16 protein-coding genes are annotated in these 19,003 nt (G+C 57.8%); 5 read left to right on the forward strand and 11 right to left on the reverse strand.

What is annotated here, in order from left to right; translation table 11 throughout:
* Window positions 1-38: 38 nt before the first annotated feature.
* Window positions 39-1,037, reverse strand: a complete 999-nt coding sequence (hemB, locus tag AC2FHW_RS05100; RefSeq protein WP_496675841.1) for a porphobilinogen synthase — start codon at window positions 1,035-1,037, stop codon at window positions 39-41.
* A 119-nt stretch (window positions 1,038-1,156) separates the two neighbouring features.
* Between hemB and AC2FHW_RS05105 the strand changes: the two genes are divergently transcribed.
* The gene (locus tag AC2FHW_RS05105; protein ID WP_142633539.1) at window positions 1,157-1,684 is read left to right on the forward strand and encodes a component of SufBCD complex; all 528 of its coding nucleotides are present in this window, start codon (window positions 1,157-1,159) and stop codon (window positions 1,682-1,684) included.
* A gap of 18 nt (window positions 1,685-1,702) precedes the next feature.
* A complete protein-coding gene (mfd, locus tag AC2FHW_RS05110; protein ID WP_496821517.1) occupies window positions 1,703-5,158 on the forward strand; it encodes a transcription-repair coupling factor in 3,456 nt (1,151 codons plus the stop codon).
* Here the strand turns inward: mfd and AC2FHW_RS05115 are convergent.
* The 5 genes from AC2FHW_RS05115 to AC2FHW_RS05135 form a co-directional block, all read right to left on the reverse strand.
* A complete protein-coding gene (locus AC2FHW_RS05115; protein ID WP_496821518.1) occupies window positions 5,155-5,823 on the reverse strand; it encodes an SH3 domain-containing protein in 669 nt (222 codons plus the stop codon). The genes mfd and AC2FHW_RS05115 overlap by 4 nt on opposite strands.
* A complete protein-coding gene (locus AC2FHW_RS05120; protein WP_496821519.1) occupies window positions 5,820-7,484 on the reverse strand; it encodes a hypothetical protein in 1,665 nt (554 codons plus the stop codon). Before AC2FHW_RS05120 ends, AC2FHW_RS05115 begins: the two co-directional genes overlap by 4 nt.
* 57 nt (window positions 7,485-7,541) lie before the next feature.
* Window positions 7,542-8,750, reverse strand: a complete 1,209-nt coding sequence (locus AC2FHW_RS05125) for a multidrug effflux MFS transporter (RefSeq protein ID WP_142633545.1) — start codon at window positions 8,748-8,750, stop codon at window positions 7,542-7,544.
* 75 nt (window positions 8,751-8,825) lie between these two features.
* Entirely contained in the window at window positions 8,826-9,485 is a 660-nt protein-coding gene (locus AC2FHW_RS05130; protein ID WP_142633547.1) for a DsbA family oxidoreductase, read from the reverse strand.
* Window positions 9,482-10,999, reverse strand: a complete 1,518-nt coding sequence (locus tag AC2FHW_RS05135; protein WP_496710297.1) for a class I adenylate-forming enzyme family protein — start codon at window positions 10,997-10,999, stop codon at window positions 9,482-9,484. The genes AC2FHW_RS05130 and AC2FHW_RS05135 overlap by 4 nt, the downstream gene beginning before the upstream one ends.
* A 65-nt stretch (window positions 11,000-11,064) precedes the next feature.
* On the opposite strand from AC2FHW_RS05135, the gene AC2FHW_RS05140 reads away from it, so the two are divergent.
* Window positions 11,065-11,688: a helix-turn-helix domain-containing protein gene (locus AC2FHW_RS05140; RefSeq protein ID WP_142633550.1), complete on the forward strand. Its 624-nt coding sequence runs from the start codon at window positions 11,065-11,067 to the stop codon at window positions 11,686-11,688.
* Here AC2FHW_RS05140 and AC2FHW_RS05145 read toward each other — a convergent pair.
* Both AC2FHW_RS05145 and AC2FHW_RS05150 read right to left on the reverse strand, forming a co-directional pair.
* On the reverse strand, window positions 11,677-11,913 hold the full coding sequence (locus tag AC2FHW_RS05145; protein ID WP_142633552.1) for a hypothetical protein: 237 nt from the start codon (window positions 11,911-11,913) through the stop codon (window positions 11,677-11,679). The two genes, AC2FHW_RS05140 and AC2FHW_RS05145, sit on opposite strands and share 12 nt — an antisense overlap.
* Before the next feature lie 564 nt (window positions 11,914-12,477).
* Window positions 12,478-14,304, reverse strand: coding sequence for an extracellular solute-binding protein (locus AC2FHW_RS05150; protein WP_281972021.1), 1,827 nt, complete (start codon window positions 14,302-14,304; stop codon window positions 12,478-12,480).
* A gap of 290 nt (window positions 14,305-14,594) precedes the next feature.
* Between AC2FHW_RS05150 and AC2FHW_RS05155 the strand changes: the two genes are divergently transcribed.
* Complete coding sequence (locus tag AC2FHW_RS05155; RefSeq protein WP_142633555.1) at window positions 14,595-15,368, forward strand: 3-hydroxybutyrate dehydrogenase; 774 nt, start codon at window positions 14,595-14,597, stop codon at window positions 15,366-15,368.
* A gap of 18 nt (window positions 15,369-15,386) precedes the next feature.
* Window positions 15,387-16,412 (forward strand): patatin-like phospholipase family protein, encoded by a 1,026-nt coding sequence (locus tag AC2FHW_RS05160; RefSeq protein WP_496821522.1) that lies wholly within the window; start codon window positions 15,387-15,389, stop codon window positions 16,410-16,412.
* On the opposite strand, the gene AC2FHW_RS05165 is transcribed toward AC2FHW_RS05160, so the two are convergent.
* From AC2FHW_RS05165 to AC2FHW_RS05175, 3 genes are all read right to left on the reverse strand, one after another.
* On the reverse strand, window positions 16,413-17,090 hold the full coding sequence (locus AC2FHW_RS05165) for a DUF502 domain-containing protein (RefSeq protein ID WP_142633557.1): 678 nt from the start codon (window positions 17,088-17,090) through the stop codon (window positions 16,413-16,415). It abuts the gene before it with no gap.
* A gap of 64 nt (window positions 17,091-17,154) precedes the next feature.
* Window positions 17,155-18,069: a pseudouridine-5'-phosphate glycosidase gene (locus AC2FHW_RS05170; RefSeq protein WP_142633559.1), complete on the reverse strand. Its 915-nt coding sequence runs from the start codon at window positions 18,067-18,069 to the stop codon at window positions 17,155-17,157.
* Window positions 18,066-18,959, reverse strand: coding sequence for a PfkB family carbohydrate kinase (locus AC2FHW_RS05175; protein WP_496821524.1), 894 nt, complete (start codon window positions 18,957-18,959; stop codon window positions 18,066-18,068). Before AC2FHW_RS05175 ends, AC2FHW_RS05170 begins: the two co-directional genes overlap by 4 nt.
* Between the last annotated feature and the right edge of the window lie 44 nt (window positions 18,960-19,003).

A 19,003-nucleotide genomic window follows, 5' to 3' on the forward strand; every position in this document is an offset into this window, starting at 1 on the left:
CAAAGATAGTCGGCGAAAAATCGCGGAAACGCGGGGGATTAGCCCTGCAGGATCCGGGCGGCCTGAGGCGCGAAATAGGTCAGTATCCCGTCGCAGCCCGCGCGTTTGAACGCCAGCAGACTTTCGAGCATGACCTTCTCTCCGTCGATCCAGCCATTCTGCGCCGCGGCCTGTATCATCGCGTATTCACCCGAGACCTGATAGGCATAGGTCGGCGCGCCAAACGTGTCCTTGACCCGGCGGCAGATGTCCAAATAGGGCATGCCGGGTTTGATCATGACCATGTCTGCGCCTTCGGTCAGGTCACGCTCGATCATGCGCAGCGCCTCGTCCGAGTTTCCGGGGTCCATCTGATAGGTCTTTTTGTCCCCCGTCAGCGCGCCCGAGGCGCCCACTGCATCTCGGAACGGTCCGTAGAACGCACTCGCATATTTGGCCGCATAGCTGAGGATCATCACGTTGTGATGGTCTGCGCCTTCCAAGGCGCGCCGCATTTCACCGATCCGGCCATCCATCATATCTGACGGGCCGATGATGTCGGCGCCCGCATCTGCTTGCGCCAGCGTCATCTTTACCAGCGCCTCGATCGTTTGATCGTTTATGATCTCACCATCGACCACATAACCGTCGTGGCCGTTGATATTGTATGGGTCCAGCGCCACGTCCGTCATCACTGCGATATTGGGTGCGGCTTTCTTGATGGCGCGAATGGCTCGGTTGGACAGGTTATCGGGGTTCCACGCTTCGGCGCAATCTTCGGTCTTTAGGGATGCGTCGGTGTAGGGAAAGATGCAGATTGCCGCGATACCCAGGGCCTGCGCCTCGACCGCAGCCTGTGCGATCAGATCGACCGAGCGGCGCATGACACCAGGCATCGAGGGGACAGGCTCTTCAATACCTTCGCCGTCTCGGACGAAAACCGGCCAGATCAGATCATCGGTGGTCAGTGTATTCTCGCGGACCAGCGCCCGCACCGCCTGTGATTGGCGTGGTCGACGAAAACGGGCCAGGGGATAGGGGGCAATGGTCGGTTTCATGACGCGCTCTCCTTGTAAATTCCAGCATTGGGTGGCATGAATTCCGTGTAGTCTCAAGGGTAACGATGGACGCGTCTTTGCGAAGAAGGTCCCTGAAGACGGAAATTAAGGGCTGACGCGTGGACTTATACTCTTCGATTTTTGAACTCATCGACATGCGCAGCTTTTCGAATCTCTGGTATTGGATCGGGCTTGCGGTGTTGTGGTCATCGGCCAGCCACTGGGCCATGGGCGTGCCGTATGACCTTGTTGTGCGCGCAAGACGGGTAGGCGGGCAATCGGAACAGGATTTGATGGATATCGTCCGCATTAACGGAAACCGATTGCTCTATATATTGGATGTATCCGGCCTCGCGATATTAGCGTTTAGTTGTTTTCTGTTCACGGGTCTCGCCACTTTGGGGTTCTATTACGGTGTCGAATTCGCGCAGGCCGTGTTTTTGTTGCTGTTTCCGATTTGTCTTGTCGTGCTGATCAATGTATCAGCCGCACGGAAACTGCGCCGGGAAACACCCAGTCTGGAGTATATTTCCAAGATTCTTACGCGCTGCCGGATCTATACGCAGATAGTTGGTATGATTTCGATCTTGATCACTTCGCTTTGGGGTATGTACCAGAATTTTTCCATCGGCGTCCCGGGTTGGTAAAATCAGAAAGGCTTGGCGATGACGGGTCCGAACCAAGTAATCGTTGGCGGCGCCCCCGAAGGGTTTGACGCACAGCTTGTCCTGAATGAGCTGGCGCGCTCGGGCGGGCCGGTGTGCCATGTTGCGCGTGATGACAAACGGCTAGAGGCGATGCGCGCGGCGCTTGCCTTTTTTGCGCCTGACATGCCGGTATTTGTGTTCCCAGGTTGGGATTGTCTGCCATATGATCGGGTATCGCCCAATGCGGATATCTCGGCAGCGCGTGTGGCCACCCTTGCTGCACTTGTGCACCAGATGCCGCAGCAATACGTGCTGTTGACAACTCTGAACGCCGCAACCCAACGCGTGCCCGCCCGTGCAGTGCTGCGAGAGGCGGCGTTTACCGCCCGTGTCGATCACCGCATTGATGAAACCGCGCTGCGGAATTTCCTTGTGCGCATGGGGTTCACCCAAAGCCCGACCGTGATGGAGCCTGGCGATTATGCCGTTCGAGGGGGTATCATCGACATTTTCCCGCCCGGCGAATCCGGGCCGGTGCGGCTGGACCTGTTCGGGGATGTTCTGGATGGAGCACGTCGGTTTGATCCGGTGTCGCAACGTACGACCGAAAAGCTGGCTGTTGTGGAGCTGGCACCAGTGTCCGAGGTCATTCTAGATGACGCGGCCATCACCCGGTTTCGGCAAAATTATCGCATCGAGTTTGGTGCGGCGGGCACAGATGATCCCCTGTACGAGGCCGTTAGCGCAGGGCGCAAGCATCAGGGGATCGAACACTGGCTGCCGTTCTTTCACGAAAAGCTGGAAACGCTGTTTGATTATCTGCCCGGTGCCACCATCTCGCTGGATGATCAGGTCACGCCCGCGCGTTTGGCGCGGTGGGACACGATTGCGGATCAATACGAAACGCGGCGGCTCGCGCTTGAGAACCGGTCGCGCATGGACACGGTGTATAAACCGACACCACCGGGCCTACTGTATCTGGATGACACTGCTTGGGAACAAGCTGTCGGCGATAGGCGCGTTCTGCAATTCAATGCATTGCCTCAGGCCCTTGGGCCCGGGGTGATTGACGCAGGTGGACGGATTGGACGGAATTTCGCGCCCGAACGGCAGCAGGAAAGCATCAGCTTGTTCGGAGCACTGGCCAGCCATATCACGGACAGAATGGCTAAGGGGCCGGTTCTGATTGCGTCTTACTCCGAGGGTGCCCGCGAACGTCTGACTGGGCTGATCGAGGATGAAGGCCTTGCCGAAGCGATCCCTGTGCCCGACGGTACGCGCATCGGCAAACGCGGGCTGCATCTGGCCGTCTGGGCGCTGGAGCACGGGTTCGAAACGCCCGACCTGACCGTGATCGCCGAACAGGATGTGTTGGGCGACCGGCTGATCCGGCAGCCCAAAAAGCGCCGCAAGGCCGAGAATTTCCTGACCGAAACCCAATCCCTCAGCCCGGGTGATTTGGTGGTCCATGTGGATCATGGCATCGGGCGTTATCTGGGGATGGAGGTCGTAACGGCGGCCGGTGCCGCCCATGAATGTCTGCTGCTGGAATACGCAGAACAATCCAAACTGTACCTGCCGGTCGAAAACATCGAACTGCTGTCGCGATACGGTCATGATGAGGGTCTGCTGGACCGATTGGGCGGCGGCGCGTGGCAGGCCAAGAAGGCCAAGCTGAAAGAGCGCATCCGCGAGATGGCGGATAAACTGATCCGCATCGCTGCCGAACGGGCTTTGCGCAAGGCCCCGATCATGGACCCGCCTCCGCACGCGTGGGAGGAGTTCAGTGCGCGCTTTCCCTATCAGGAAACTGACGATCAGCTGCGCGCAATCGGTGAGGTCATGGAAGACATGCATTCCGGCGCGCCGATGGATCGTCTGATTTGTGGCGACGTGGGCTTTGGCAAGACCGAGGTCGCAATGCGTGCCGCTTTCGTTGCCGCAATGTCGGGCGTGCAAGTGGCGGTGATCGCACCGACAACGCTGTTGGCGCGTCAGCACGCGGCCAGCTTCAAGGATCGCTTCCGGGGCTTCCCGCTTGAGGTGCGGCAGCTGTCCCGCTTCATCTCGGCCAAAGAGGCGCAACAGACCCGTGATGGGTTGGCGCGCGGCACGGTGGATATTGTAATCGGCACCCATGCCTTGCTGGCAAAAGGGATTCGGTTCAACAATCTGGGTCTGCTGATCATCGACGAGGAACAGCATTTCGGTGTTGGCCACAAGGAGCGTCTGAAACAGCTGCGTAGCGATATCCATGTCCTGACCCTGACCGCGACGCCGATTCCACGAACGCTGCAACTGTCCCTGACCGGCGTGCGTGACCTGTCGATCATCGGCACACCTCCCATCGACCGGCTGGCGATCCGCACCTATGTCAGTGAGTTCGACGCGGTCACGATCCGCGAAGCCCTGCTGCGTGAACATTACCGTGGCGGGCAGAGTTTCTATGTCGTCCCGCGCATCTCGGACCTACCCGAGATTGAAGAATTCCTGAAAGAGCAACTGCCCGAGCTGACTTATATGGTGGCGCATGGGCAGATGGCGGCGGGGGAACTCGACGATCGGATGAATGCGTTCTACGACGGCAAATACGATGTCTTGCTGGCCACCACGATTGTGGAAAGCGGGCTGGATATCCCGACTGCAAATACGATGGTTGTGCACCGGGCGGATATGTTCGGGCTGGCGCAGCTCTATCAGATCCGCGGCAGGGTCGGGCGGTCGAAAACCCGCGCCTATGCCTATCTGACCACAAAACCGCGCGCCCGTCTGACTGCCACGGCCGAAAAACGCCTGCGCGTTCTGGGCTCGCTCGACACGCTGGGGGCGGGGTTCACGTTGGCGTCTCAGGACCTTGATATTCGAGGGGCGGGTAACCTGTTGGGCGAGGAACAGTCGGGCCAAATGCGCGATGTGGGCTATGAACTCTATCAGTCGATGCTGGAGGAGGCGATTGCCAAGATCAAAGCCGGTGAGATGGAAGGCCTGTCGGATGCAGATGACCAATGGGCGCCGCAGATCAATCTTGGCGTCCCTGTCCTGATCCCAGAGGATTATGTGCCCGATCTGGATGTCCGCCTAGGCCTGTATCGCCGTTTGTCGTCGCTGTCGACCAAGGTGGAATTGGAAGGCTTCGCCGCTGAATTGATCGACCGCTTTGGCACGCTGCCGAAAGACGTCAACACCCTGATGCTGGTCGTGCGCATCAAGGCGATGTGCAAACGGGCGGGGATTGCAAAGCTAGATGGCGGGCCCAAAGGCGCGACGATCCAGTTTCACAACGACAAATTCGCCTCGCCTCAGGGGCTGGTCGAGTTCATCCAGAACCAGCGCGGGTTGGCCAAGGTCAAGGATAACAAGATCGTCGTGCGCCGCGATTGGAAGAAGGACAGCGACAAGATCAAGGGGGCCTTTGCCATCGCCCGTGATCTGGCGGAAAAGCTGCTGGCCGAAAAGAAAAGGGCCAAAGCCTAGTCACCGCTGACAAAGGTGCACAGCTGCCAGTCGCCGGCGTCGGATTTCGCCAATGCGGCCCGGAACCCGGTCATGGGCCACAGGAAATCGCTGTGCATATAGCCCTGACCCCCATCAGTCAGCAGAACCCTCTGGTATTGCGCGATGGGAGAGAAGTCGCGGATGATGACGACCTCATAGCTGATGAGGTCCAGTATCGCCGCGCCTCGATTTGGTGCGTTGCGCAGAGTTACATCCTGAGCGGTCACAAAATAGGCCAACGCCGGATCCAGCGAAGCGGGTAGGGTGAGCTGCCATTGGTGGGGCATCCAGAACTCGCCATCTTCGTTGAAATAGCCAGGCTGTGTCAGGGTGTTTTCCAGATCGGACCAAAAGGTTTCAACGACCTTTTCCCTGTCATCATCATCTTGCTCTGACGTTGCCGGTCCGGGAGTAAGATACTCGCGCAGCTCGTCCGGGCCGCCATTGCCGCCGTGGCTAAGGTAAATATCCGGGCAGGCAACAGACAGCACGCCTTCGATGTCGCGCTCGGCTACCATGTTCAGCAGGTTTGCCCGGAACGAGACGAGGGTGACATCCCGCTCGGCCTCGTCGACCGGCGGAAAGGATTGTCGATCCGCCAGCGCCGGGCTGCAGAGCAAAGCGAGCAGAAAGGCGTATCTCATTCGGCGGCCCTCATGGCGGCTTGAGCACAGAAACAGGACGCGCCAACAGCCCGGTCCGCACGAGCCAGAGCCAAATCCAGCCGTTGCCTGATCTGCACGATCTCAACCGTCTCACCGCGCGCCTTCAGGCAGTCATGCAGGCCCTTGAGGCTCCAGACATTGTCAGGATGGACAGAGGCACGGCTGAGCGTACCGCCCAACCCCAAATCCTCGCGGTATATGGCCTCGGCTTCGGCGGTATGCCCTTGTTCGAACAGCAATGCACCCAACGCGTGTCGAGTGGGCTGCATCCATCCCCATGGCTCGTCATAGGGCAAGGTGTCGTCCAGTTCGACCGAGCGGCGCAGATGGGCGTAGGCCGCATCGTAGTTTTCCATGCGATACTCGATTTCGCCACGCAGCATTTCGCGGGCAATGTCCAGCAGGTCGATCACACTGTTATTGTGCAGCAATCGCGTTTCTGGCACGCGGGCCTTGGCAGCGAGGAACAACTGCTCTTCAGCTTCGGCTTCGCTGACCTGCCCTGTGGCGGCAAAAGCAATGGCCCGGGCATAATGCGTGGTTGCCGTGAGAGTGCAGTACAGATCGGGGTCCGAGGGCAGCTCAAGCGCCATTGCCTCTTCCCAACGGCCAAACCGGATCAGGATATGCGGGCCCATTGACATGTAACTTTCGAAGAAATCCGCCATAGGCGGGCTTTCTATGCGCAGCATGTCTTCGGGTGTGGTGTCCCACAATCCCTGATTGGCCCGCAGAGCCGGTTCCATCTGTCCCAGAAATAGGGCGCCATATATGACAAAATGATAATTGTGCTGGCGGTAGCCGGTGTAGATGTTGAACGCGCCTTCGCGTTCGTAATATTTCAGGTCGGCCTCAACGGCTTTTTGGTTCCAGTGGACGACGTTCTGGTAATGGCCGCACAGCACATCGATATGGGTGGGCATATGCACCAAATGGCCCGCATCGGGAACCAGCGTCCGCAGAACATCCCCCGCTTTCAGCGCTTTTTCCGGGGTCGGAGACATCTCCATCAGGTGGACATAAAGATGCAGTAACCCGGGATGAGACATCGCTGCTGGATCATCAGCCATCGCCTCCTCCAGCGCTTTTTGCGCCTCGACCGTGGCGGCCCCTTCGGCGGGCTGGCCGGTCGTCAAATCCCACATTTGCCAGGGAGTGAGGTTCAAAAGCGCTTCGACATAGATCGTGCGCAGGTCCAGATGAGCGGGCTGCGATGCAAACGCTGCGCGCATAGCATCGGCAAAATCGTTATCCCAGTTGTGCATGTCGTCAATGGCTTCGCGCTGGGGATAGCGGGCGGGAAGCGCGCGGATCAACGCTTGTTCAACCGGCGTACATTCGCCCGCAAGAGACATGGCCAGCTGCGTCGCATCATAGGCCAGCGCCAGCGCCTTTTGCCGGCCCGCGTCATCGTGCAGGTCCCAGGGCATGTTGTAATTCGGCCCCGCCGCATAGGCGACGCCCCAATGGGCCATGGCGCAGTTCGGGTCATGCTCTAGCGCGCGCTGAAAACAGACGACGGCCTCTTCGTGGTTATAGCCATAGGTCCAGACCAGCCCCCGGTCGAACCACAGTTGCGCATCGGGCGAAGAGGTGCTTACCGGACAGGAATGCGTGCCCAGATCGTAGTAATCGCTCATTGAATATCTCCCCTCGAAACAAGGGGAGGATAACGTGTTTCACGCGCTCTGCACAGATCAGGCGGGCAATCTGTCTTCTATCCGGCCCATATACAGCATCAGGCCGAACCCCATCGTGCACATAGTCAGGACACCTATTGCCAAGGGCAGGATCGATCCGTCAAACAACTGTCCCAAGGGGGCTGCTACTGCAGCGGCCAGAACGGTTGATACCGCGCCTATGACTGACGCTGCCATGCCCGCAATATGGCCCATCGGCTCCATCGCTATGGCATTCAGGTTGCCCATCGTCATACCGGCCATGAAGAACACGGCAGTCTGCCAACTGACAAAAAGCGCAAATGAGGCGCCATCAGAAAGGTCCAGACCATTCATTACCATGACAAAACACGTAAAGATGATCTGTGCGCCCAAAGTCCAGGTTACAATCCGGCGCATCCCCAATCGGATGACCAAAGTCGCGTTCAACAAACTGGCCGAGCCAGCCATCAGAGCAACGAAACCAAACCAGAAGGGGAAACTGTCTGCTCTGTCGTAGATGATGTCATAAACAGGTTGTACCATCGTCAGCATGGTGAACAGCATCCCAAGGCAAAGCGTTTGCACCATGATCGAAACCCGCACAGTCGGGTGTGCAAACATCTGCCGCGCGGCATCAATCATAAGCGGCAGGCGCAGGGGGCGGCGATTTTCGGGTGCCAGAGGTTCGCTCAGACGCAGGCCCATCCACGTGATGGTGATCAAAGAGAACAACATGAACGAAGCGAAGATGCCACGCCACCCGGCCAGAGCGATCACCCCGGCACCCATCATAGGCGCGATGGCGGGAACCAGCGTAAAGATCATCATGGCAATCGAGACGATGCGGGCCATCTCACGGCCGGAATAGAGGTCACGGATAATGGCCATGGCCACCACGCGTGGGGCCGCGCTGCCGATGCCTTGAAAGATGCGCGCAATCAACAGCATCTCAAGCGAGGAGGTGGCCCAGGCAACTGCGGCAGACAGGATATACAGCGCAGAGCCGACGTAAATTACCGGCTTGCGCCCGAATGCATCCGACAGAGGGCCGGTGAAAAAGGTGCCGATCCCCATGCCCAGCACAAATGAGGTCAGGATCAACTGCGCCTTGTTTGCATCACCTGGGCTGAGTTGCGCGCTGATCTGCGGCAGGGCGGGCAGCATCGAGTCGATAGAAAACGCGATTGTCGCAAACATCATTGCGATCAAAGCGACAAATTCTCCGCGCGGCATGCGATTACTCATGGGGCTCTCCTGACCCGTTCGCGCTATCACAGCGGATTGGGCACGGCCAGTGATCAGAATGCACAGGAGGCTGTGCTATTTTGCAGGGGAAGCCTCGATTTGAGACATGATTTCACCGATCACGCGTTCCCACATTTCCGGTGGTTGCGCGCCGGGGACAGCATGTTGGTTGGCAACGATAAAAGTCGGTACCGACGTCACACCCATCTGCCGGGAATGCGCGTCACGGTTGCTGATGTCGGTGCGGTCGGCGTCGGATTTCAGCAGCTTCATGACGACGGCGGCGTCCATCCCCTGACTGTCGGCAATATCCGCCAGAACCTCGTGGTCGCCGATATCGCGACCCTGTACAAAATAGGCCTGAAACAGGGCATCAACTATAGCGTTCTGCTTGTTTTCGATCCCGGCCCAGTGGATCAGCCGATGAGCATCCAGCGTGTTCGGGGTGCGCTTCATCCCCTCAAAGTCGATGCCCAAACCTGCATTTTCGGCATGCTCGACCACCGGGGCATACGCACGGATGGCACCGTCTTTGCCGCCGAATTTGCGCTCCAAGTATTCGCGCCGATCCATGCCTTCGACCGGCATATCGGGGTTCAGCTGAAAGGGGTGCCATTCAATGATGAATGGATGATCCGGAGTTGCAGCCAACGCCTTGTCCAGATGAGTCTTGCCAATATAGCACCAGGGGCAGATCGGGTCAGACATGATGTCGAGCTTGACGGTCTGGGTCATGTATTGGTCGCCTTGAAATAGGCCGGCAGCGCCCGGCGCAAAAGTTTGCCATTGCCGCCTGTTGGCAGCTGAGGCAGATGGATAAAGGCGCGCGGTTGCTTATAGCGCGCCAGATTTGTCTCGACATAGGCGCGCAGGGCGTCCTCGTCCAGCTTTTCCGGCCCGGTATAGAATGCCACTATGACAAAACTGTCCTGCTTGACCTCAACGGTGGCCGCGCCGACCTGCGAGATGCCGGGATATCGGGACAATGTGGCCTCGACCTCGATCGGTGAGACCCGGTAGCCGCCTGCATTCATCATATCATCGTCTCGGCCAAGATAGGTGATCTGACCATCAACTGCCATTGCACCCTGATCGCCGGTCAGAAACCACTCGCCCTGCATCCTGGCCAGCGCTTCGTCCGGCGCGTTGAGATAGGTCAGCATTAGGCCGGGGTCTGATCGGTGGATGGCGATGGTCCCTTCTTTCCCCTGTGGAACCGGCCCGTCTGGACCCAGAATTGCCACACGTCGCCCGGGTTGTGGTTGCCCCAGTGCATCGCCACGTGCCGGATAGGCTGGGCTTGAAGAGATGAAGGTCGAGCATTCGGACATTCCAAAAGCTTCATACAACTCGCGCCCGGTGATCCGTGTCCATTTCTGGTGCAGATGCCGTGAGAGTTTTTCGCCAGCGCAAAGACCGTGCCTCAGATCGGGAAGGTGCAGATCGTTTGCTTCGTTCAAAATTTTCCGAAACACGCCCGGAGCTGCAGCAAATATCGTGGCACGGTGATTGCGCAGCATATCGGGTAGGTTCGACAGATCGGTGCCGGGTTCCGGTATCAACGCTGTCGCGCCAATAGTCCAGGGATCCATCAGTCCTGTCCCCAACGTATAGGTCCAGTTGAACGCACCTGCATGGCACAATCGATCCGTTTCCTGCAGGCCGTACCACCCATCCACCATCATCTGCCGCGCCCAAATTGCACGATGGGCATGTGCAACGGCCCGTGGCTTGCCCGAGGTGCCAGAGGTATAGACCACATAAGCCATGTCTTCGGGGTCGCCCATCCGAAACTCGGCCAGAGGTAGATCGCGCATCTCGCGCAGTTGGCTCAAAGATATTTGGTTCGGGTGATCCGCGCTGGCGATATCGGGATCGCGCAATATGGCGGCGGGCTTCAGATCTTGGATGATCTTTGCCGTTTCCGGCTGTGTCAGCTGTGACGATGTCGGCACGGGTACAATGCCGACCGCGATTGCACCCAGATAGGTTATTGGAAAATCAACCGTGTTCCCCAAACGCATCAAGACCAGATCGCCCGGTTTCAGACCGGCCCCCAGCAGACCTGTACCGGTTGCAAGGATCGCGCGTTTCAACGCAGAAAAGCTCCAGTTCTGTGCCGACGTTGCGCCAAGTACCGACAAGGCAATCTTGTCGCCATTGCGATCTGCTTGACGCAACACATGCGCGGCCAGATTGAAAGGGGTGGGGCAGGCCTTGGGCGGGCCTTGATCGAAAAGGGAAAGCATGGCGTCTGGCTAACGCGGCAACTGCTGCGTTGCAAGCGGGACAGGCTGGCCCTATAGAGTGGCGCATGAGAACCAAAGAGCAGACATCTCTGATCCGAATTGCCCGAAACTCGGGCGAGCACACAGAGGTCGAACCGCTGGACCTTGGCGTCCGTGTGCGTGAATTGCGCAAGGCGCGCAACTGGACTTTGGAACAAGCGGCCAATCAGGCGGGATTGGCGCGTTCAACACTCAGCAAAATCGAAAACGGGCAGATGTCGCCTACATACGATGCGCTGAAGAAACTGGCGATCGGGCTGGAAATCTCTGTTCCGCAGCTGTTCACGCCGCCACAGCGCGAGCAGGTGATCGGGCGTATGGCTGTGACCCGGATGGGGCAAGGCACCAGCCACGCAACCACAACATACGAGCACGAACTGCTGGCTGAGACGCTTACGAAAAAGCAGATGCTGCCCTATCGCGCCCGTGTACGTGCCCGGTCGATGGATGAGTTTGACGGGTGGGTCCGCCACGATGGCGAAGAATTCCTGTACGTGCTGACGGGTGTCGTTCGCCTGTATACCGAGTTCTACGAACCCGTCGAAATGCGCCGCGGTGACAGCGCCTATTACGACGGCAGCATGGGGCATAATGTCGTTTCGGTCAGTGAAGAAGACGCGATGATCCTGTGGGTGACGTCACTTACCTAGATGTTTGGTGACTTCACGGGTTAGCGCTTCGGTGAACAGGAAATCCTCAAGCTCTTCATGTGCCTCGTTCACCGTCAGATGATGGCGTTCGGCCAGATAAGCCTCGAATTGCGCACGGTCGCGCCCGACCGCATCCATGTCTCGGTCGCGCAAATTGGGAAACCGCCGTTTTGCACGGGCGTACATTTCATTCCAATCTTGCGTCAGATCGTTCCACTTAAACATCAATTGGGCTTTCTGTTTGTCTGGCTACAGATCTGCTCGGCCCTGAATTCAGGGTACGAATGGTGTTTGCAGGTAGGGCTATGGCAAAATGTCGCACCTTGAGCGTGCGAAGTTTAAATCAGTTAGGCCCGCCACAGGAAATCTGAGACGGGCCTACGGACCAAATAGTTTTGAGTGAGTGGAGGCTGGTCCGAAAATACTGTTCCTGATGTTGTAACACAGCTATGTGTCGGTAATGTTTGGCGTAATTCAAATTGGATACATTTGTACTAGTCGCAGGCTATATCTTTCGAACCCGTTACGTAAAGCCCCTTGTTGAAATTTTTCAAATTTGTCTGAAACTAGGGATCGCATCAATTTATAGCGGAATGCCCACAGCCTTTACCTGCATGTCGTGGTACTGCGGGTCTGTGCCAGAATCCGCCGAAGGGTATGAGACCCACACAGCAAACGCCGAACGGGTCTTATTGCATCACATCTGCAGCGGTTGCGATCCTCTGGAACGAGATTGGCACGGACAGTTAGCAATTAGGAAAGGACGGGGCCGCCTCTTTTGAGGCGCTGCTATTCCTCGTACCACCAGACCTGCGGCATGTATTCCGGCCCGTCACCGTATATGGGCAGGGTTTCCGGCTGTTTCAGCTCACGCGCATGTGCAATCCGGCCGACGTCAAAGCTCCAGATCGGGATGACATACCGGCCAGCGGTTAGAACGCGATCCAGCGCGCGGGTCGCAGACACGAAATCTTCGTGGCTTTCAGAGGCCAGCATCGTATCGATCAAACCGTCCACTGCTGGCGACTGAACCCCCATCAGGTTACGTGTTCCTGCCGTGTCAGCATTTTCACTGCCCCAATACAGGCGTTGTTCGTTACCCGGCGACAGGGAAAGAGCCCGGCGAAATGGGGTCATGTCAAAATCATGCGCATCCATCCGAGAGGTGTATTGTGCGTCGTCGATTTTTTCGACTGTAAGCTCGATGCCAAGCCGTTCAAGCGTACGCGCATAGATTTCGGCGATCGTTCCGACATTCTGGACAACGTTGAGGCTGCCCTGGCTGATGACCATGTCAACGATGAACGCTTCGCCATCTGCGTTTCGCAACACGCCATCCTGAACTGTCCAGCCAGCCTCTTGCAGAAGCTTGGTTGCCTTGCGCAGATTGGCCCTGTTGCGTTCCGAACCGTCACCTACCGGCAGCTCGTAACCTTCCAGCGTACCGGGCAACAGTGTATCGGCGTACGGCTGCAGCAGTTCAGCCACCTGACCGGTGGCAGTACCGGGTTGCATCGCCAGATCCGAGCCCGAGAAATACGAGGTTATCCGCGGTTGCGCGCTTCCGGTGACGGTGTCGTTGATGAATTCGAAATTGAAAGCCAGAGTCAGAGCCTCGCGCACGCGCCAATCATCGAAGGGTGGCTTGCGCGTATTCATGACAAATCCGGTCATGCCCGAAGGCTTGCGATGCGGGATTTCGGTTTTCAGCACATCGCCGCGCTGTACCGCGGGGAAGTCATACTGGTTGTTCCACTTATCGGCGTTAAACTCGCGCACGGCTGAGAGCTCGCCTGCTTTGAAGGCCTCGAATGCGACTGTGCCATCCCCGTAGAACTCGATCCGCATCTCATCCAGATTCATGGTGCCGCGCCGAAACGGAATGTCAGCGCCCCAGTAATCCGGATTGCGACGCAGGTTCACATACCGTCCGGCTTCGTACCCGTCGATGACATATGGTCCAGACCCCAAGGGGATGTCTTGCAGCGGCGCGTCGGCAAAGTCTTTACCCTCCCACTGTGCCTTCTGAAGGATCGGGCGCATCCCGGCGATCAACGCAAGCTCGCGGTCGGGGTCGTTAAACGTGATGCGGACGGAACGCGGTCCGGTTTGTTCGATACTGTCGATCTTTCCCCAAAGGCCGCGATATCTCAGATGCCCTTCGGTTCCCAAAGTCTCATATGACCATATGACATCCTCGACAGTGACTGGTGACCCATCCGAGAATCGGGCATTCTCTCGCAGGGTAAATTCGACCCAGGATCGGTCTGGAGCCGTCTCAACTGATTCGGCTAACAACCCGTAAAGAGTGAAAGGTTCGTCCCAGGAACGCCCCATCAGGCTTTCATGGGTCCAAAATCGCAACTGCCAGGGTGACGTGCCTTTTTGCACAAACGGGTTAAGGCTGTTATAGCCGCCGGTATTTCCAAATACGACTTTGCCGCCTTTGGGTGCATCAGCGTTGACATAGGGTAGCGACACAAAATCCGGTGGTAGGGCAGGGTCGCCATACATAGCTATGCCATGGGTCGATTCTGCATGGGCTGCTGCAACGGCAAAAACACTAACGATTCCCGCGATCATAGGGCGAACGGGGCGAAGGAAATCGGGGCTCATTTTGGAAACAATCCTGCTCTGGCCTTATTTTGTTGGGATTCACCGTAGCCATGATTTTTCATATTATCAAACTTTTAGCTTGGACGAAGGCGTAGAATTGCTTATAAAGGGCGTACTGCTCGATAGGTTTCTTGCCTGTATGAAACCTGCCTCAATAACTTAACGCCCGCTTCGTGCGGGCGTTTTTTTGTGCGATTTTCGCTGATACAGCGCCCTCAATCTTTCCCCGTTTTCTTTGCAGGTGCAGCATGGCACTGTGCCGTCAACACGGAATCTGACGGAGAGCACCCATGAGTCTTTCGGGCAAAACAGCAATCATCACAGGATCGAATTCGGGCATCGGGCTGGGCATCGCCCGCGAGCTGGCCAAAGCCGGGGCGGATGTGGTGCTGAATTCGTTTACTGACCGCGACGAAGATCATGCTCTGGCCGCAGAGATCGGGCAGGAAACCGGAACCAACGCGCGCTATATCAAAGCGGACATGTCCAAGGGTGACGAGTGTAGGGCGCTGATCGAAAAGGCTGGAGCCTGCGATATCCTGGTCAACAATGCCGGCATTCAGCATGTGGCGCCGATTGATCAGTTTCCAACCGACAAATGGGACGCGATCATTGCGATCAACATGAACTCGGCCTTTCACACCACTGCCGCCGCGTTGCCGATGATGCGCAAGGCGGGCTGGGGACGGGTGGTGAATATTGCATCGGCCCATGGGTTGACGGCATCGCCTTTCAAAGCCGCCTATATCGCGGCCAAGCACGGTGTTGTCGGGATGACCAAAACCGTAGCCCTCGAGACCGCACAAGAGCCGATTACCTGTAATGCGATTTGCCCGGGATATGTGCTGACGCCGCTGGTCGAAGAGCAGATACCCAATACGATGAAAGAATACGATATGAGCCGTGAGGATGTCGTGAAGAATGTCCTGCTAAAGCGGCAACCTTCGAAAGAATTCGCTACGGTCGAACAACTGGGCGGTACGACGATCTTTCTGTGCTCGGATGCGGCGGCGCAGATCACCGGCACGACGATTTCAGTTGATGGCGGGTGGACCGCGCTCTGAGCCTTGGGGAGTAGGGCAGTGATACGTATCAATCTGGCTTTGCAGGGCGGCGGCGCGCACGGCGCGTTCACTTGGGGTGTGCTGGATCGTCTGCTGGACGAAGATGATATCGAAGTCGCGGCGATCACCGGAACATCGGCAGGTGCACTGAACGGTGCGGCCTATAAGTCTGGCATGGTACGGGGCGGCCGGGAGGGCGCGCGCGCCAATCTTGATGCGCTCTGGGCTCGTATGGGGGCCGTCGACGATACGAACCTGACCAACTGGATGCGTGCGTTTGAGCCCTCACATATCGCACAGTCCATCGAAAATTCGCTGCCGTTTGCTGTAGGCGACGCCTGGTCGCGATTGGTTTCGCCTTATGCCTATGGGCCGTTCTACCGTAACCCCTTGGAACCTGTGGTCGAGCGCTTTGATTTCGATGAAATATGCGCTGCCGAAGGTCCGCGTCTGTATGTCTGCGCGACATGCGTGCGCAGCGGAAAGATACGGGTGTTCACAGGGAATGAGCTGTCGACTGAGGCCATCCTTGCTTCCGCCTGTTTGCCAACCCTGTTTCAGGCGGTCGAGATATTCGATCCAAAATCGGGCCGGACCGAGGCTTACTGGGATGGCGGATATACCGGTAATCCAGCTCTGTATCCCTTGTTCAATTCCGATCTGCCCGAGGACGTGGTGATCGTGAACATCAACCCTCTGGAACGGGAAGAAATCCCAAAGACGCCGCAGCAGATCCAGAACCGGATCAATGAGATTGGCTTTAACTCATCGCTGTTTCGGGAACTGAGGGCCATAAGCTTCGTTCAGCGCTTGCTGGAAGATGGCAAGCTGAAAGCGGGCGAAATGAGCCGTGTTTTGGTTCACATGATTGCCGATGACGCGTTGATGAATGACCTCTCGGTCGCGACCAAGACAGTGCCCAACCCTGTGGTCCTGCATAAACTCAAAGAAGCTGGCCGCAATGCAGCTGATCAGTTTTTGACAGATCACAAGGCCGATTTGGGTGCACGCAGCACGGTCAATCTGCCGGAAATGTTTGGATAGTCACTCTGGTGGCTGGGTCGGGTCTTTGTCGTTCGGGTAAACAAGACCGGCCGAAATCACCAGCTTGGCGGCATCTTCGATCGACATGTCCAAAAGGATGACGTCCTCGATCGGAAAGAACAGCAAGAACCCCGATGTCGGGTTGGGTGTCGTCGGAATGAACACGCTGTACAGATCGCCACCCGCTTCTGCACGTTCGTTGACTTCTCCCTTGGCGGTGGTCGAGACGAACCCGATGGCCCAGATGCCACGGCGCGGATATTGAACCAGACAGGCTTTTTCAAATGACCGTTCAGTCTGGGCAAAGACGGTCTCGGAAATCTGCTTGATGCCTGAATAGATGGACCGGATGACCGGCATCCTGTTCACCAGGCTTTCGGTGAACGAGATAAAGGATCGGCCCAGGATGCCCTTGGCAACCCAGCCCACCACGACGGTGAACACCAGAAAAAAGATGACACCTACACCGCGCAGGTTGATGCCAACATATTGTTCAGGCTGGAATTGGTGGGGAACCAGCGGCAGAACCGCACTGTCGATCCAGCCGACAACAGACCAGATCAGCCAGATCGTCAACCACACCGGAGCAATAACGACGATGCCCGTCAGAAAGGACGCGCGCAGCCTTGAGAACAGGCCGGGCTGTCGGTTGGGTTCTTCGTCAAAAGGAGTGTTCATTGCGGTCCTGAGTGGCTTGCGAATTTAGTTAAGCAGTCCTTGGCCTTGGTACAATAGCTATATGTCAATCCGCCTTGGCGGACAGGGCGCGGGCGATCCCGGCTGCCAGACGGGCATTGTTGCGGACCAATGCGATATTGGCGGTCAGAGAACGACCTTCGGTCTGCTCATAAATCCGTTGCAACAGGTAGGGAGTAACCCCTTTACCGCTGATCCGATGCGCATCTGCATCCGCCTGGGCCGAGGCGATGATCGGGGCCAGTTCCTCGGATGGGATCTGATCGGCCTCCGGGATCGGATTGGCGACAAGTTGGCCGCCGGGCAGGCCAAGCGCGCGTCTGGTCGCATGTGCGTGCGCGACGTCTTCCGCACTGTCCATGCGCAGAGGGGCTGCCAGCGGGGATTTTGCCGACCAGAAGGCCGGAAATTCGTCCTGGCCATAGGCAATGACCGGAACGCCCAGTGTTTCCAGAACCTCAAGCGTCTTGGCCAGATCGAGGATGGCTTTGGCGCCTGCGGCAACAACCGTGACCGGGGTATGGGCCAATTCGTGCAGGTCAGCAGAGATATCGAACGAGGTCTCAGCCCCTTGGTGGACGCCTCCAATACCGCCGGTGGCGAAAACGTCGATCCCGGCGTGATGGGCGGCGATCATGGTTGCGGCGACCGTTGTTGCACCGGTCCCACCGGTTGCCATGCAGGCGGCCATATCGGCACGGGACAGTTTGGCGACCCCATGCACTTGGCCCAGCGCTTTCAACTCTTCGGCTTCCAGACCGACGTGAAGCGTACCATTGATCACCGCCATGGTGGCTGGTACAGCGCCCGCCTCTCGGATGTCTTGTTCAACCTGTGCCGCAACCTCGATGTTCTGCGGGTAGGGCATACCGTGGGTGATGATCGTGCTTTCCAGCGCAACGATAGGTTGGCCTGCGTCTTTGGCGGCGCGGACCTCGGCAGAATATTGAATGTTGATCACAGTGGGGTTTCTCCGGAAACGTAAGTTGCGGCGGCATGCAGGGCACGTGACAGGGCCTCATCGCTTGGGGCACCGGTGGCCTCGGATGCGATATGCGCCGCCATGAAGGTATCACCCGCGCCGGTCACACGGGTGACTAGAACGGATGGGGGTTTTTGGGTCAAGATTTCCTCAGCGCAGGCAACGGTTGCCGAACTGCCGCCATCAGTCACCAGCACGCGCAGCGCGCCGCGATCTAGCAGCCCCTTGGCGGCGCTTGCCGAATCCGCGAATTCGCGCTGGCACAGGATGCCAGCTTCTTCGAGGTTCACATAAAGCGTCGCGCGGGCATGTTTGAGGAAAGGCAGCAGGCGATCGGCCTTGCCGGGTGAGGCCGGTGCCACGCGCAGGTCGGCCCCGGCGAAGGCTGGGCTTTGCGCGATTTCTTCCAAAAGCGACAGCGTCAGGTTGCCATCCAAAGCGACAGGGCCACTGAATGGCATGGTCTCTGTGCCTAATGGGCCTTGCATCAGGGGTTTCAGAATTTTTGCCCCTGCAGCCTCAAGTGAATGGGCGTCCGCAATCGCGGCAATCAACCCATTGGCGCCCTCGACAGCCATATATCTGTCGGTCGGCAGGTCCTGCGAGCGATAGATGTGATCCGTTACCATCCCTAGCCGGGCGCAGGCATTGACCAGCTCATCCCCTTCGGGATCGCGGCCAATGGCGGTCAGCAGGGTGGGCGTCATGCCAAACCGCACCAGCGTCATGGCAATGTTCATTGCCACGCCTCCGGGCAGGCGGGTGATCCTGCCGGGAACATCCGACCCCTGCCGCATGGCGCTGGCAGAACGCCCGATCACGTCCCACAGGACAGAACCGATACAAAGAATTTCGCTGTTCTGAGTCATGTCGACGTCATGCCGCAGCCCCGGCGTGGGTGCAAGGGTTAACG

It is taken from the genome of Ruegeria sp. YTSA108 (assembly GCF_059610185.1).